Below are 14,278 nucleotides of genomic sequence, written 5' to 3'. Positions count from 1 at the left end.
GCAAGAGACTGTGTCAGTGGTTTGCGCAGGAGTGTATCGGGCCGGATTCCGGGGTGTATGTGATGCAAATGGATCATACCGGCGCGGATGAAGAGTGGGTCACAGTTTTCCCGATCTTATTCGAGGTCCGGCATTGAAACCACGTGCCAGTCGCCGTCGATTTCCTTGAAATATACGGAGAAGATTGGCCCGCTTTGTTTGCCCCGCCGGTAACGACCTTCCACGAACCAGACGCCGGGATGCTGGGCCATTACAGAGACGTCCCTAACCTGGAGGTCATCGGCGCTCAACCCGGAACTGAGCTGATTCCATCGGTTGGCTATTTTCTCCGTGTCGTTTCGGCTTCGGCTAGTGTCGCTGTGGAGGACTTCGATGGCGGCGAAATTTCCCCGTTCAGCCAGGCGTGCCAAACGTTTGAATGTGCCTTCCAACGACTCGTCCGAGTCGTCTCCGGAAGGTGGTTGCACGAACCGATCGTCCAGTGCGGATTCACCACCGCTCGCTCTGCGCCAGACATACCAGTCGTTGTCGCCACCGGTCGCCAGACGAATCCATTGAGGGCCAAAAAGATCGATGCGCCCCGGCAGTTTCTGGCCATCCAGCGTGAGTTCCAGGTCGATCGAATAATCCGTAGCCTGGGTGACGTGATAATCCATAATGATCGATTTGTTTCCAATCACCAGCCCGATGCGCTGGTCATCAATTGAAAGCGTCGGTTTTTGGGATTCAAATCGGCTCAGCAGTCTGGCGCGATTGTCGTTTAATTCCGCCTCGCTCAGACCTTCTCGCTCGGCTATGGCGATCAGCGAGGCCTCGGGTGCGATTTCCCAGTCGCCCTGCAAAGCCTCAAGGCCGGCCGCTTGAACACACAATGCCGCAAGCCATAAGACAATAAACGTGACCGGTTTGATCATCCTGTTTTTCATAGTAGTGCTCCTTTTTATTGTGGTTTTATTGGGGGCGGGTTACGCGGAAGTTTGTGAACCGGCCTGATCCAGGGTGTTTTGCCATCGGTTCGGGTTATCCGGTATCGAAACGATTCATACTACCGTTAGATATCACCGCCGTCATGCCACAGAAATGAGAGACGGATCACATTGTGGGCGTCGATGACCGTCAATGCGGTTTTCTGGCCCAGTTGTGGTTCAACAGTCGTGCGATTACACTGTGCGCGTCTTTCCATTACCGGAGTTCCAACGCCAATGAAGTAAGCCTTGCATCAACCGAAGTCTTGAATCCAGCCGGTTTGGCTGGCGGTTTGATGGTGCAGGTGGCGTTGCGGGCTTTGCCTTTCTGTTCGTTCCATATCTCCAATGCGGTTCTCGTCGCGTCGCTGCCTGTTCCTCGTGAATAGGAGTGAGCCTGTATGTCTGAAGCACTGTGTCAGTTCACCGGGCTGGGTGTCCGGTTTGACGACGTCCCTTTGTTTTCCAATCTCAATCACAGCCTGATGCCGGGATTGACCGGTCTGGTCGCCCCGAACGGCCGGGGCAAGTCGGTTTTGTTGCACCTGCTGACGGGTCAACTGACCCCATCCGACGGGGCGATTCAGTGGCGGGTGCCGGTCGTCCATCTGGGGCAGATCGAGCGCTTGGGCGGCCCCCGCCTGGCCGATGCGCTGGGCGTGGCCGAATTGTGGGACGCCTTTGCGCGCATCGAAAGCGGCCAGGGGACGCCCGAGGATCTGGATCGGGTCGCGGATCTGTGGCATCGGCCCGCCGAGTGGGCCCGGTTGCTGACATCGGCCGGGATAGAACGCACCCTCGACGACCCGGTCGATACCCTCAGCGGTGGCGAGCAGACGCGCCTGGCCTTGTGCCGGGTGTTGTTGCGACCGGATGCCTGCCTGTTGCTGGACGAACCGACCAATCACCTGGACGCCGCCGGGCGGAACTGGTTGATGGAACACCTGGCCCGGCACGCCGGTGGCGCACTGGTCGCCAGTCACGACCGGGCCCTGCTGCGGCGGATGGATCGCATTTGGGAACTCACACCCGATGGACTGGAGGAATATGGCGGCGGCTACGATCTGTACCGGTCCGTCAAGGACGCACGGCTCGCCGCCCTGGAGCAGCGGGTGGACCACCTCGACGCCACACAGCGCAAGCAGAAACAGGCCCGGCAGGCGGCTCTTGAGAAAGCCGCCACGCGGCGCAAGCAGGGCGAACGGGAGCGTCGGTCCGGTTCACAGGGGAAGATGCTGATGGACGCCCGGAAGCAGCGTGCCGAAGGCAGCCTGGCGACGGTGAAACACCGGCACCAGCAGCGGGTCGAAGCGACCTCGCAGGCGTTGTCACACGCCAAGGCAGAGCTGGAACAACAACAGTCACAGCGCCTGGTTCTGGCCACGCAGGGGGTACGCGGCGGGATACGACTGCACCTGTCCGAACTGGTACTGCCCTACGGGGACCCGAGACCCATCAGCCTGACGATTCACTCCGGCGAGCGCTGGCGGGTGAGTGGCGACAACGGCAGTGGCAAATCCACATTGCTGAAGGTGATCGCGGGTTTGGCTCGCCCCGCCGGCGGGGACTGTCGGGTACGCGGGTCGGTGGTGTATCTGGACCAACAGCTTGGCTTGCTGAACCCCGATGAATCTGCCTACGCCAACTTAAAGCGTTTGCACCCCGGGACGGCCGAGAGCGATCTGCGCACGCAATTGGCGAGTCTAAGGCTGCGGGGCGACAAGGCGTTGCTGTCGGTGGCCGGCCTGAGCGGCGGAGAACGACTGAAAGTGGCGCTGCTGGCCGTTACCGGCGGGCACAATGCGCCGGATGTCCTGTTACTGGACGAACCGGACAACCACCTGGACCTGGACTCGAAAACCCTGCTCGAGCAGGCGTTGGCGGGCTATCCGGGTACCTTGATGATCGTCTCGCACGATGCGGACTTCGTCACCGCCCTGGCGCCGGATCACGAACTCGCGCTTACTCGTACGGCTGAATGTTCGCGCTGACCATGCGATAACCGGCGGTACCCAGGTGGGTTTCCGTCTGGGTGACCTCGAGGGTGCCACGCGCCCAGTAGGGTTCGTACAGGTTGTCGAAGGCGACGGCTTCATCGAGCACTACGTGCACGATCTGGTTGGCCGGCGGCGGTGGCGAGTGGATGCAGGCGCCGAAGTAGGGCACCAGGAAGAATTCCTTCACAGCGTCGGCTTCCATTTCCAACGGTACCAGGAAGCCGGGCACCTGGGCGTCGAGCCCGTCCAGGGCAACGACCATGGGTACATCGGACATCACCGATTGCAGGTCGTCGTACAGGCGCTGGGCTTCGGGGTCTTCGTCGGTCAACGAGCCGATGTCGTAGCTTTCCAGATCGATTTTATCGCGCAGGGTTTTGAAGTCGAAGTCCGCCGGCAGCAGGTCGTCCCAGGTCAACTCCCGAAAGGCCTGGTCGGCGGCGGCTTCTTCGTCCAGCGGCTCGATGGTGGCGTCCGGCTCGATCGCCAGTTCCTCCGACGACAGGCCGGATGCGCCCGCGTCCGACGCCAACTCCCCGGTCGAGTCCGGTTCGGCCGGGCTTGGCTCGGCGACCGCCGCCGGCTGGTTGGCCTTGGCCTGGATGTCGGAGTCGACGGTATCGGATTCGGAGCCGCAGCCGACGGTCCAGAACAGGACGCCGGTCAGGACCAGGATCATGCCAAGGGGTTTGATGGGCGGGGGTGTCATGGTCATAGGTGCGCGGTACCGATTGGATGATACAGGATATCATTGGGATGATACCTGAATGGCTGGGGAATTCAGTGGTCCGGTTGGGATTTTGGGGATTTTTACGTTGTGTTGGGGGGTTACCGTGTAGGGCAGAAGAGCCTGAAGGGCGTTATCTGCCGTTGCGTAGCGGAAGCACTTCATAAAATCGTGCCTGGAACAATAACGGCAGATAACGCTGTCGCTCTTCTGCCCTACAATTTAATCAACCACGAGGAACAACCGGACTGGGTGGCTATGGTCTCCATTCAATCGACACAAACCGGCACGTTAATGCGGCTGACCCCGAACCGGTCGCTGAGCTGGCGCGGGAATCTGCGCATTCTGTATTCGCTGTGCGGGCTGTCGGCGCTGATCGTGACCGGGATGATCCTGGCCGGGGCCTGGGTGGTGTTGCCGTTTGTCGGGTTGGAGTTGGGCGCTCTGGCGGTCGGGCTCTATTACACGGCCCTGTGTTGCCGTCAGCAGGAGGTGGTCAGCCTGGACGGCGACACTCTGACGATTGAAAAGGGCATATACCGGCGCCAAACGCGCTGGCAGTGGCCGCGACGCTACACCCGGGCTTGGCTGGAAGTACCGCGCCATCCGTGGACGCCGCCGGCGGTTTACCTCGGCCATCGGGACGAAGAGGTGCCGCTGGCGCCGTTTTTGAATCATCAGGACACGGCAGAGCTGGTGCAGGCGCTGGAGCACGCGGGGCTGACGGTCGAGCGGCGCCAGCTAAGCCCGTGAATGCCACGGGCCACCGGGGTTCAGTCGGTCAACAACGCCCAGCCCTGATACTCGTCCTCGACGGCGATATCGAGGTTGTAGATCAGCTCGGCGTCCTCTTTCGACAGATTCCGCACCCAGACCTTGCGCGTGTACTTCTTCTTTTCCACTTCGATGAGTTTGGGCAGGGTGATCTTGCCGGCCTCGACGCGAAATTCGCCCTCGGCCTCGGCCAGTTGAATGCCCCGGGCGTCGCGGCGGATGTCCTCGCGCTGGGTCAGACGGTACTGGCCCGGCTGCAGTCGGCCCAATACGGCGTAGGGCTTGTTCTCTTCCACCAGCATCCGCATGCGGTGGGTCTCGCCGGTATCCTTGTTTTCCACCGTGAACAGGTAGTTGTATTCCAGTTCGGTATCGCCGAGGACTTTGATGTCCGCCGCGAAGATGACCAGGCCTTGTTCTTCGCCGGCATAGGGCGCGATGGTGGGATTGGTGCCGCAGGCGGACAACGCCAGAGCGGCTACGGCCAGGAGAAAGCCGCGAATCAGGGTATTCGGTAGGGTCGAAACGGTCATCGTGTAGAGTCCTGTATCCATGTCTGCCGGGATTCTACAACAAATCGGCCCGGCCCGAAGCCATCAATCGTCATCCGGGTAGGGCAGGGTGACGGTGTCGAACCAATAGGCGTCCATGGTGTTGATGAGTTGCTGCAGGGCATCGAAATGCAGCGGGTATCGAATCACCGTATTGGCACCGAAATGGTAAAGCGTGCGAACGAAGGCCGGGTTGCATTGCTTCAACAGAACGACCGTGGGGACGAGCTTCCAGCGCTTGAGCCGCTTCAGGTCGAACAGGGTTTCCCGGGTGCGTTCCTCATTGTCGGTATGGGCGACCATGAACAGGTCCACATGGGCGGCCGAGCCCGCCTGCAGCCGGGCGCCAATCAGGGATTGTTGGAAGGCGGCGATGTCCGTGTGCCATTCGATGTGATGGGACAGACAGTAGGTCGCCAACGCCTGTTCGATTTGTTCGGCGACGGTCGGATCCTCGGACAGCAACAGAATGGTCCTCGGGACGAACGCCTTCCGGGCGGAACTCATCGGACTGGGTCCTCCGTTTACGTTTGCGGGCAATTCCAGCGCACAAGGCGGTCGCTATCGGGACCCGTTATTCTTGTTGGAAATACCCTGCTCACGCAGTATAGGCTCCAACTCGTCGACACGCAGGGGTTTGTAGTAGAGAAAGCCCTGGCAGACGCGGCAGTTCTGACGCTGGAGTTGACGTTTTTGTTCCCGCGTTTCCACGCCTTCGGCTACCACGGTCAGGTTCAACCCCTGCGCCAGTGAGATGATGGAATGGGTGATGGCCGGTTCCCGCAGACCCTTGACGCCGTCTTCGGAGACGAAACTTTTGTCGATCTTGATCCGGTCGAGCGGGAACTCGCGCAAGTACCGCATCGAGGAATAGCCGGTGCCAAAGTCGTCGATGGCGATTCGAATACCCGACTTGCGCAGGGAGGTCAGGGTGTCCGAGTGACTGAAACCGTTCTCGATCAAGGCTTCCTCGGTCAGTTCCAGTTCCAGCATGCCGGGCCGAATCTGGTAGTGTCGAGTGCATTGCAGTACCTGGTCGAGAAAGCCCTGGTACTTCAATTGCCGGGGGGAGACATTGACCGAGACAGGAATGTGAATGCCGGCCCGCTCCCATAATTGAATCTGTTGGCAGGCGGCTTCGATCACCCACTGGCCCATGGGCACGATCAGGCCGCTGCGAACGGCGACCGGAATGAAGACCGCCGGCGACATCACCTGTCCGTCCGGCCGGTTCCATCGAATCAGGGCTTCCAGGCCGACAATGGCTTCGGTTTCCAGGTCGATCTGCGGCTGGTAATAGAGTTCGAATTCCTGTTTTCGCAACGCGTGGCGCAATTCCTTTTCCGTTTCCAGACCATGAATCAACTGGGCCTGGAGGCGGTCGGTGAAGAAATGGTAATTACCGGCACCGCGCGCCTTCGATTCGTACAGAGCCATGTCGGCTTTTTGCATCAACTCGATGGCCAATTCGCCGTTTTCCGGGAAGATGGCGACGCCGATGCTAACGGTGATGTCGAGCGTGGTGTTGCTGACCGGCGCGGGCCGTTGCATTTCCCGGGCGATCTTTTCGACGATGCGCGTGACGTTCTCGGAATCTTCCACATTGTCCAGCAATACCGTGAACTCATCGCCGCCGATGCGTGCGACGAAGTCGCTCTTGCGTACCGACCGCCGCAGGCGTTCGCCGACCAGGGTCAACAGAAGGTCGCCGACGTGATGCCCCAGGCTGTCGTTGATGTCCTTGAACCGGTCCAGATCCAGGAACAACACGGCCAACTTTGACCGGGTGCGCTTGGCACGGGCAATGGCCAGTTCCATGTGCTCTTCGAAGATGTTCCGGTTGCCAAGGCCGGTCAGCGGGTCGCGCCGGACCAGTTCGGCGATTTCCAACTCGGCCTCCTTGCGTTCGATGGCGTGGCGAATGCTGCGGTCGAGCAGGGAGGTCGACAGTTCATCCTTGGGAATAAAATCCGCGGCGCCTTCCTTCATCAGCATGTCGTCGAGCTCGGGCGAATTGTTGCCTGTCATCACGATGATCGGTTTGCTCAATTGGGACTGGCGGGCTTGTTGCAACAGTTCAAGCCCGGAATGGTGTCCCAGGAAATAATCGAGCAGGACCAGATCGTAGTCGTCCCCGTACAAGGCTTCCGAGGCCTCGCTAAACTCGGCGATGTGCCGGATCTGGTAGCGGTGGCGTTCACTTTTCAACAGCGACTGTTTGACCAGCACGAAATCGGCCGGGTCATCTTCCACGATCAGGGTTTTAATGGGCTGCTTTATCATGCGGAGGATTCCTGCGTTAACACGGGCGAGACGCCAAACCAGTACCGGTACAAGGTGATGATAATGCGTTCCAACCGGGTCAGATCGTCCGGCTTGCAAATGTAGGAATTGGCATGCAGTTCATAGCTTTTCTGGATGTCTTCGGGTGAATCCGACGTGGAAAAAATCACGATGGGGATGGACGACCAGGCCGGATGGGCTTTCAGTTCGCGCAGGCAGGAGCGGCCGTCCTTTCCCGGCATGTTCAGATCCAGCAGGATGATCATGGTTGGACGCATCGGGTCCCAATGCTCCGGGTGGTCGGTCAGAAACGTCATCAGGTCATTGCCGTTGTGTATGGCTTCCACGGTCAGTGGAAGGCCGGCTCGCTTCACCGCTGTTTTGACCAGCAGCAAATCCTCGGGGTCGTCATCGACCACGACCAGGGTGGGTATCGGGTCAGAACTCATGAGCAGTCTCCTGCACGGGGTGTCTGGGCAGCTCGATCGTGAAGCGGGTGCCTTCACCCGCCTCGCTTTGCGCGTATATCTGCCCGTTGTGTCGGTCGACGATCTTGCGGCAGATCGCCAGACCCATTCCGGTTCCGGGGTATTGGTCGCGGCCGTGCAGCCGCTTGAACACCTCGAAGATCTGTTCGGCGTACTGATTGTCGAAGCCAACGCCGTTGTCTTCGATGATCAGGCGATAGCGGTCGCGGCCCAGGTCTTCCCCCTGGATACGAATCTCGGGTGACTTGTCATGATGACGATACTTCAGGCTGTTGGAGAGGATGTTCTGCAATAACTGCCGTATCTGGCTCGGGTCCACCGTCAGGTGGTCCAGGGGCGCGAGGTCGAACCGGGCGCCGCATTCTTCGATGGTCAGTTGCAGATCGGACAGGACTTCACCGACGATCTCGTTCAGGTCGGTCTCTACAAATTGGCCACCGCGCGAGGTGACCCGGCTGTAGGACAGCAGGCTGTCGAGCAGTTCGCGCATGCGTTCGGCGGCGTCGACCACGTAGTGGGCGAAGGTCTCCCCTTCCTCGGTGAATTCGCCGTAATCCTTGCTCAACAAGAGCCGCGAAAACGAGATGACCTTTCGCAGCGGTTCGCGCAAATCGTGCGAGGCGATAAACGCGAATTCCTTGAGTTCCCGGTTCGACCGTTCCAGTTCATCGGTGCGCTGTTCGATGCGGCGTTCGTAGTCCTTGCGTTGACTGATGTCGACGATCGACGCCACCACTTCACCGTCCTCGCTGCCGCTGACCGGGTTCAGGCCGATTTCCACCGGCACCGTGCTGCCGTCCGCGCACAGGCCGTACAAGTCCTTGCGATCGCCCATCATGCGTTTGACCGGCGAGGCGACATATTGGGAACGATCCTCCTTGTGGCGTTCGCGCTTGTCGTTGGGGATCAGCGATTCCACCGTGCAGCCGGTCAATTCACCGTAGTCGAAACGGAAAATGCTGTGCGCCGTGCTGTTGGCCTGAAGAATGGTGCCGTCCCGGTTAACGACGATCATGCCGTCCGGCGCGGACTCGAAAATGCTCTGCAGCCGTTGTTTGACCTGCTCCGACGCCTGGATCTGCAATTCCAGGGCCTGTTTGGCCTGACGCAGTTCCTCGGTGCGGTGCTCCACTGTTTGCTCGAGCGAGGCGTACAGCCGACGCAATTCCTGCTCGACGGAGCGGCGCTTGTCCATCTCGGCGCTGAGGGCTTCATTGCGCTCGGCCAGTAAAGCCGGGCTGGGTACCGTCAGCAGGCGCGGCAATAGCGGCCAGATCAGGATGGCGGTGGTGACCGAAATGGCGGCGGTGATGAATTTGACGATACCCTCGATGTAGTAGTCGCCGTTCCAGATGTTCCAGATACCGAAGAGGTGAGTGGCGCCACAGGCGAGAATGAAAGCCGCGAACAGCTTGAATATCCAGCCGTAGGCCAGGTCGCCGCGTTTGCGCCACAGTTGGGCCAGCGCCAGTGGAATGGAGAAGTACGCCAGGGCGATCAGTGCGTCGGAGCCGGCGTGAAGCGCCAGCATGTCGGGACGCCACAGGTAGCACTGGCCATGTGGCATAAATGAGCTGGTGAACAGATAGTTCGTAAGGTCGTCCATGGATCCTCCAAGTCGACGGCTATTCGAGACTGGCCACCGGATGGGCGCTCTATCCTTAAGAGCCAATGGTGGCGCAGGGTCGGGCTGAAATCAGCGTAGTCCCATTACCGGGTGTAAACCAGTGTTTAACACGCGGTAGGCGCACCTGTGTCCGCCTACGGTGTTCGAGATGTGAACGGCGTCTAAAGCCGGGGCTTGCTGTCAACTTGAGTTGACTCTGTGCTTGATTCGAATGAAATTGACGTTAACGTTAACGTCAATTAGCCTGATCGCCCAGTGATACAACGACAACAACCCGCTGGCAGGCATCGACATGAGCTATCCAACCCTTAATTTCGGTCTGGGCGAGACCCTGGACTTGCTGCGTGACACCGTGCACGACTTCGCGCAGAAGACCATCGCCCCGCGTGCTTCCGAGATCGACGAAAAGAACACCTATCCCAACGAACTCTGGCAACAGTTTGGCGACCTTGGCCTGCTCGGCATCACCGTGGACGAAGACCTGGGTGGCACCGGCATGGGCTACCTGGCGCATATGATCGCCATGGAGGAAATCAGCCGCGCCTCCGCCTCCGTTGGCCTGAGCTACGGCGCCCACTCCAACCTCTGCGTCAACCAGATCCGCCGCAACGGCAGCGACGCCCAGAAGGCCAAATACCTGCCCAAACTGATGAGTGGCGAGCACATAGGCGCTCTGGCGATGAGCGAACCCGGCGCCGGTTCCGACGTGGTGAGCATGAAGTTGAAGGCCGAGAAAAAGGGCGACAAGTACGTCCTCAACGGCAATAAAATGTGGATCACCAACGGCCCGGACGCCGATGTCCTGGTCGTCTACGCCAAAACCGACCCGGCCGGCGGCAAGCGCGGCATCACCGCCTTTCTGATCGAGAAGGATTTCCCCGGCTTCAGCACCGCCCAGAAGCTCGACAAGCTCGGCATGCGCGGCAGCAACACCTGCGAACTGGTGTTCGAGGACTGCGAGGTGCCGGCCGAGAACGTGATGGGCAACGAAGGCGATGGCGTGAAGATCCTGATGAGCGGCCTCGACTACGAACGCGCCGTCCTCGCTGCCGGCCCGATCGGCATCATGCAGGCCTGTCTCGATGTCGTGTTGCCTTACGTGCACGAGCGCGAGCAGTTCGGCCAGCCGATTGGCGAGTTCCAGATGATTCAGGGCAAGGTCGCGGACATGTACACCAAGCTCAATGCCTGCCGCGCTTATGTTTACGCCGTCGGTGCCGCCTGCGACCGCGGCGAGACCACCCGTAAGGACGCCGCCGGCGCGATTCTCTACGCCGCCGAAAACGCGACCCAGGTAGCGCTGGATGCGATTCAGATTCTCGGCGGTAACGGCTACATCAACGAATACCCGACCGGACGCCTGTTGCGCGACGCCAAGCTGTACGAAATCGGGGCCGGCACCAGTGAGATTCGCCGCATGCTGATCGGCCGGGAGTTGTTTAACGAGACTCGGTGAGGGGCTTTGGTTGCCGGGGTTCGCGACGGGTGCGGGGGAAGCTCCTCCGGGGTCGCCGTGAATACATCCGTGTAGGCTTGGCTTCGGCATCCTTGCCTCAGACATCCCCGGATGAGCATCCCCCGCACCCGTCGCTTGCTACGGTGCCAGGGGACCAAAGTGTTCCCAAGTAGGGTGGACACTGCCCACCAATGAACCAAAACCAACCCAATCACCAAACGATTGGCGATGTACGTAGGGAAGAAGAGCCGAAGGCGTTATCTGCCATAGGAAGAATCGGTGGCACGGTTCGACCCAAAGCCACAAGAAAAAACGGCAGATAACGCTGTCGCTCTTCTGCCCTACAAGTACAACAATCCCAGCTGAGGTAGGGATCGGGCGCACAATGCAACCACCAAATACAACGATCCCAGCAATGTCTGGGGACAGATTGCCGATGTGACCACCGGATTAAGCGCCAGGGGTGGGGGTGGTCCCTTCAGGGGAAGTCCGAGGCATGGATGCCGAGGTCTAGCCTACATGGATGTATCTATGGCGACCCCTGAAGGGACCACCCCCACCCCTGGCGCGAACACTGGCAGCAGTATAAAACCCTGGCACAAAACCAAACAGGAACGGCCATGACAACACACCAACATCAAGGCCTCACGGACACCCAGCAGATGATGCGGGACGCCGCGCGGGATTTTGCCCAGGAGCGGCTGAAGCCGATGTCCCCGACCTGGGACAAGAGCGGCGAGCACCCCATTGATGTGATTCGCGAACTCGGTGAAATGGGTTTCTACGGCCTGACCGTGCCCGAACAGTGGGGCGGCACCGACGCGGGTTACCTGACTCTGGCATTGGTCGTCGAGGAAATCGCCCAGGGCGACGGCGCCTTGTCCACGATTACGTCCGTTATGAATTCCGTCGTCTGCGGCCCCTTGCTGGGCTACGGCAGCGACGAGCAGAAAACCGATTGGCTGACGCCGCTCGCCAGTGGCGAAAAACTCGGTGCGTTTTGCCTCACCGAACCCCAGGCCGGGTCCGATGCCGCCGCGCTGAAATGCCGCGCCCGCAAGTCCGACTCCGGCTGGGTGTTGAGCGGGACCAAGCAGTTCATCACCAACGGCGCCATCGCCGATCTCGCCATCGTGTTCGCGGTGACCGATCCGGATGCGGGCAAGAAAGGCATCAGCGCTTTTCTGGTGCCGACGCATCTGTCCGGTTACGAGGTCAGCCGGGTCGAGGACAAGATGGGGCAACGCGCCTCGGACACGGCCCAGCTTACCTTTCACGACATCGAGCTGCCGCCCGAGGCTCTGCTCGGCCAGGAAGGGCAGGGTTACGGCATTGCGCTCGGTAACCTCGAAGGCGGTCGCATCGGCATCGCGGCGCAGTGCGTCGGCATGGCGCAGGCGGCGCACGAGGTGGCCTGCCAGTACGCCCAAGAGCGGCAGAGTTTCGGCGAGGCGTTGATCAGGCATCAGGCGGTTAGCTTCCGGTTGGCGGATATGGCGACGCAGATCGAGGCGGCGCGACAGCTGGTCTGGCATGCGGCCCGGATGAAGGACGCGGGCATTCCGTGTTTGCGCGAAGCGGCAATGGCGAAGCTGTTCGCCAGCGAGATGGCCGAACGCGTCTGTTCGGACGCGATGCAAACCCTGGGCGGCTACGGTTACCTGACCGATTTCCCGGTCGAGCAGATTCTGCGCGATGTCCGGGTGGCGAAGATTTACGAAGGCACCAGCGACATTCAGAAAATGATTGTCGCCCGGTCGATTGAGGAGCGCGGTGCATGAGTCGAATTCAATCCAAGGTCGATGTCCGCTCGCAGCCGTTCATCGATAACCGCGAGGCCAACCTGGCCTTGCGCAACCAATTACTGGAGCGGTTGCACCAGGTGGAACTGGGCGGCGGCGAACAGGCGCGGGCCAAGCACCTGGCGCGCAACAAGCGGTTGCCGCGCGAACGGGTCGAACGCCTGCTGGACCCGGGATCGCCGTTTCTGGAAATCGCACCCCTGGCGGCCTGGGGTTTGTACGACGCGGATTCATCCCGTCCGGGCGGCTCCGTTCCGAGCGCCGGTGTTATCGCCGGCATCGGTCGCATCGAGGGCGTGGATTGTCTGATCGTCGCCAACGACGCCACGGTCAAAGGCGGCACCTATTACCCGATGACGGTGAAAAAACACCTGCGCGCCCAGGCGATCGCCGCCGAGAACCGACTGCCCTGCGTCTACCTGGTCGACAGCGGCGGTGCCTTCCTGCCGTTGCAGGACGAGGTGTTTCCGGACCGCGAGCACTTCGGCCGAATCTTCTTCAACCAGGCCAATCTGTCGGCCGAGGGCATTCCGCAGGTCGCCGTGGTCATGGGGTCCTGCACCGCCGGTGGCGCCTATGTACCGGCGATGTGCGACCAGAGCATCATCGTACGCAATCAGGGCACCATCTTCCTGGGCGGTCCGCCGCTGGTGAAGGCGGCGACCGGTGAGGAAGTCTCGGCCGAGGATTTGGGTGGCGGCGATGTGCATGCCCGCACCAGCGGTGTGGCCGACTACCTGGCGGACAACGACGACCATGCGTTGGTTCAGGCGCGGCAGGTGATCCGCCATCTGAACTGGCCGGAGAAAGACAGCCGCGGTCTGCACGAGCCCGAACCGCCGGCCTACCCGGTCGAAGAACTGTACGGCCTGATCCCGCGGGACACCCGCTCACCGGTGGACGCGCGCGAACTGATCGCCCGCCTGGTCGACGGCTCGCGCCTGGATGAATTCAAGGCGCTGTACGGCACCACCCTGGTCTGTGGCTTCGCCCACATCGAGGGGCATCCGGTCGGCATCCTGGCCAACAACGGCATTCTGTTTTCCGAGTCCGCACTGAAAGGCGCGCACTTTATCGAGCTGTGCAACCAACGCGGCATACCGCTGCTGTTTCTGCAGAACATCACCGGGTTCATGGTCGGCCAGAAATACGAAAACGGCGGCATCGCCAAGGACGGGGCCAAGCTGGTCACGGCTGTGGCCAGCGCCAAGGTACCGAAGCTGACCGTCATCACCGGTGGCAGTTTCGGCGCCGGCAACTACGGTATGTGTGGCCGCGCCTACGACCCGCGCTTCCTCTGGACCTGGCCGAACGCCCGCATCTCGGTGATGGGCGGCGAGCAGGCGGCCAATGTGCTGGCCACCGTCAAGGCCGACCAGAAAGCCCGCCAGGGCGAACCGATGAGCGAGACCGAACTGGACGCATTCAAGGCGCCGATCCGGGAGCAATACGAGACCCAGGGCGACCCCTATTACGCCACGGCCCGGCTTTGGGACGATGGCATCATCGACCCGGCGGACACGCGCCAGGTGTTGGCGCTGGCCCTGTCCAGTTGCCGCAATGCCCCGATTGAACCGACGCGCTACGGCGTCTTCCGGATGTAAGGGA

General features: G+C 60.8%; 13 protein-coding genes. 6 read left to right on the top strand and 7 right to left on the bottom strand.

What is annotated here, in order from left to right; genetic code table 11:
- Window positions 1-116: 116 nt before the first annotated feature.
- Window positions 117-926, bottom strand: coding sequence for a hypothetical protein (locus tag IE111_RS22145; protein WP_189613004.1), 810 nt, complete (start codon window positions 924-926; stop codon window positions 117-119).
- Window positions 927-1,099: 173 nt separating this feature from the next.
- Here IE111_RS22145 and IE111_RS22140 point away from each other — a divergent pair, with 173 nt between their 5' ends.
- Window positions 1,100-1,354, top strand: a complete 255-nt coding sequence (locus IE111_RS22140; protein WP_189613002.1) for a hypothetical protein — start codon at window positions 1,100-1,102, stop codon at window positions 1,352-1,354.
- A gap of 12 nt (window positions 1,355-1,366) precedes the next feature.
- Entirely contained in the window at window positions 1,367-2,956 is a 1,590-nt protein-coding gene (locus tag IE111_RS22135) for an ABC-F family ATP-binding cassette domain-containing protein (RefSeq protein WP_189612999.1), read from the top strand.
- On the opposite strand, the gene IE111_RS22130 is transcribed toward IE111_RS22135, so the two are convergent.
- On the bottom strand, window positions 2,928-3,677 hold the full coding sequence (locus IE111_RS22130) for a DUF3299 domain-containing protein (protein WP_189612997.1): 750 nt from the start codon (window positions 3,675-3,677) through the stop codon (window positions 2,928-2,930). The two genes, IE111_RS22135 and IE111_RS22130, sit on opposite strands and share 29 nt — an antisense overlap.
- A gap of 270 nt (window positions 3,678-3,947) precedes the next feature.
- On the opposite strand from IE111_RS22130, the gene IE111_RS22125 reads away from it, so the two are divergent.
- Entirely contained in the window at window positions 3,948-4,442 is a 495-nt protein-coding gene (locus IE111_RS22125) for a DUF2244 domain-containing protein (RefSeq protein WP_189612996.1), read from the top strand.
- A 20-nt stretch (window positions 4,443-4,462) separates the two neighbouring features.
- Here the strand turns inward: IE111_RS22125 and IE111_RS22120 are convergent, their stop codons facing one another.
- The 5 genes from IE111_RS22120 to IE111_RS22100 all read right to left on the bottom strand — a co-directional run bounded on the left by IE111_RS22120 (window position 4,463) and on the right by IE111_RS22100 (window position 9,391).
- Window positions 4,463-4,996, bottom strand: coding sequence for a hypothetical protein (locus IE111_RS22120; protein ID WP_189612994.1), 534 nt, complete (start codon window positions 4,994-4,996; stop codon window positions 4,463-4,465).
- A gap of 63 nt (window positions 4,997-5,059) precedes the next feature.
- Window positions 5,060-5,521 (bottom strand): response regulator, encoded by a 462-nt coding sequence (locus IE111_RS22115; RefSeq protein ID WP_189612992.1) that lies wholly within the window; start codon window positions 5,519-5,521, stop codon window positions 5,060-5,062.
- Window positions 5,522-5,575: 54 nt separating this feature from the next.
- Window positions 5,576-7,297, bottom strand: a complete 1,722-nt coding sequence (locus IE111_RS22110; protein WP_189612990.1) for an EAL domain-containing response regulator — start codon at window positions 7,295-7,297, stop codon at window positions 5,576-5,578.
- Window positions 7,294-7,746: a response regulator gene (locus IE111_RS22105; protein WP_189612988.1), complete on the bottom strand. Its 453-nt coding sequence runs from the start codon at window positions 7,744-7,746 to the stop codon at window positions 7,294-7,296. The genes IE111_RS22110 and IE111_RS22105 overlap by 4 nt, the downstream gene beginning before the upstream one ends.
- The gene (locus tag IE111_RS22100) at window positions 7,736-9,391 is read right to left on the bottom strand and encodes a sensor histidine kinase (protein WP_189612986.1); all 1,656 of its coding nucleotides are present in this window, start codon (window positions 9,389-9,391) and stop codon (window positions 7,736-7,738) included. Before IE111_RS22100 ends, IE111_RS22105 begins: the two co-directional genes overlap by 11 nt.
- Before the next feature lie 313 nt (window positions 9,392-9,704).
- Between IE111_RS22100 and IE111_RS22095 the strand changes: the two genes are divergently transcribed.
- From IE111_RS22095 to IE111_RS22085, 3 genes are all read left to right on the top strand, one after another.
- Complete coding sequence (locus IE111_RS22095) at window positions 9,705-10,868, top strand: isovaleryl-CoA dehydrogenase (protein ID WP_189612984.1); 1,164 nt, start codon at window positions 9,705-9,707, stop codon at window positions 10,866-10,868.
- A 620-nt stretch (window positions 10,869-11,488) separates the two neighbouring features.
- Window positions 11,489-12,649, top strand: coding sequence for an acyl-CoA dehydrogenase family protein (locus tag IE111_RS22090; protein ID WP_189612982.1), 1,161 nt, complete (start codon window positions 11,489-11,491; stop codon window positions 12,647-12,649).
- Window positions 12,646-14,274 (top strand): carboxyl transferase domain-containing protein, encoded by a 1,629-nt coding sequence (locus IE111_RS22085; RefSeq protein WP_189612980.1) that lies wholly within the window; start codon window positions 12,646-12,648, stop codon window positions 14,272-14,274. Before IE111_RS22090 ends, IE111_RS22085 begins: the two co-directional genes overlap by 4 nt.
- The last annotated feature ends 4 nt before the right edge of the window (window positions 14,275-14,278 follow it).

It is taken from the genome of Saccharospirillum salsuginis, assembly GCF_014651855.1.
In the GTDB taxonomy this organism is placed as follows: domain Bacteria; phylum Pseudomonadota; class Gammaproteobacteria; order Pseudomonadales; family Natronospirillaceae; genus Saccharospirillum; species Saccharospirillum salsuginis.
Note: the sequence above shows the minus strand (reverse complement) of the source record. Positions and strands in the feature narration are given on the sequence as shown.

Coding starts and splice junctions, on each gene's coding strand:
- IE111_RS22145 (WP_189613004.1), bottom strand. CDS start 926: ATGAAAAACAGGATGATCAAACCGGTCACGTTTATTGTCTTATGGCTT.
- IE111_RS22135 (WP_189612999.1), top strand. CDS start 1,367: ATGTCTGAAGCACTGTGTCAGTTCACCGGGCTGGGTGTCCGGTTTGAC.
- IE111_RS22130 (WP_189612997.1), bottom strand. CDS start 3,677: ATGACCATGACACCCCCGCCCATCAAACCCCTTGGCATGATCCTGGTC.
- IE111_RS22125 (WP_189612996.1), top strand. CDS start 3,948: ATGGTCTCCATTCAATCGACACAAACCGGCACGTTAATGCGGCTGACC.
- IE111_RS22120 (WP_189612994.1), bottom strand. CDS start 4,996: ATGACCGTTTCGACCCTACCGAATACCCTGATTCGCGGCTTTCTCCTG.
- IE111_RS22115 (WP_189612992.1), bottom strand. CDS start 5,521: ATGAGTTCCGCCCGGAAGGCGTTCGTCCCGAGGACCATTCTGTTGCTG.
- IE111_RS22110 (WP_189612990.1), bottom strand. CDS start 7,297: ATGATAAAGCAGCCCATTAAAACCCTGATCGTGGAAGATGACCCGGCC.
- IE111_RS22105 (WP_189612988.1), bottom strand. CDS start 7,746: ATGAGTTCTGACCCGATACCCACCCTGGTCGTGGTCGATGACGACCCC.
- IE111_RS22100 (WP_189612986.1), bottom strand. CDS start 9,391: ATGGACGACCTTACGAACTATCTGTTCACCAGCTCATTTATGCCACAT.
- IE111_RS22095 (WP_189612984.1), top strand. CDS start 9,705: ATGAGCTATCCAACCCTTAATTTCGGTCTGGGCGAGACCCTGGACTTG.
- IE111_RS22090 (WP_189612982.1), top strand. CDS start 11,489: ATGACAACACACCAACATCAAGGCCTCACGGACACCCAGCAGATGATG.
- IE111_RS22085 (WP_189612980.1), top strand. CDS start 12,646: ATGAGTCGAATTCAATCCAAGGTCGATGTCCGCTCGCAGCCGTTCATC.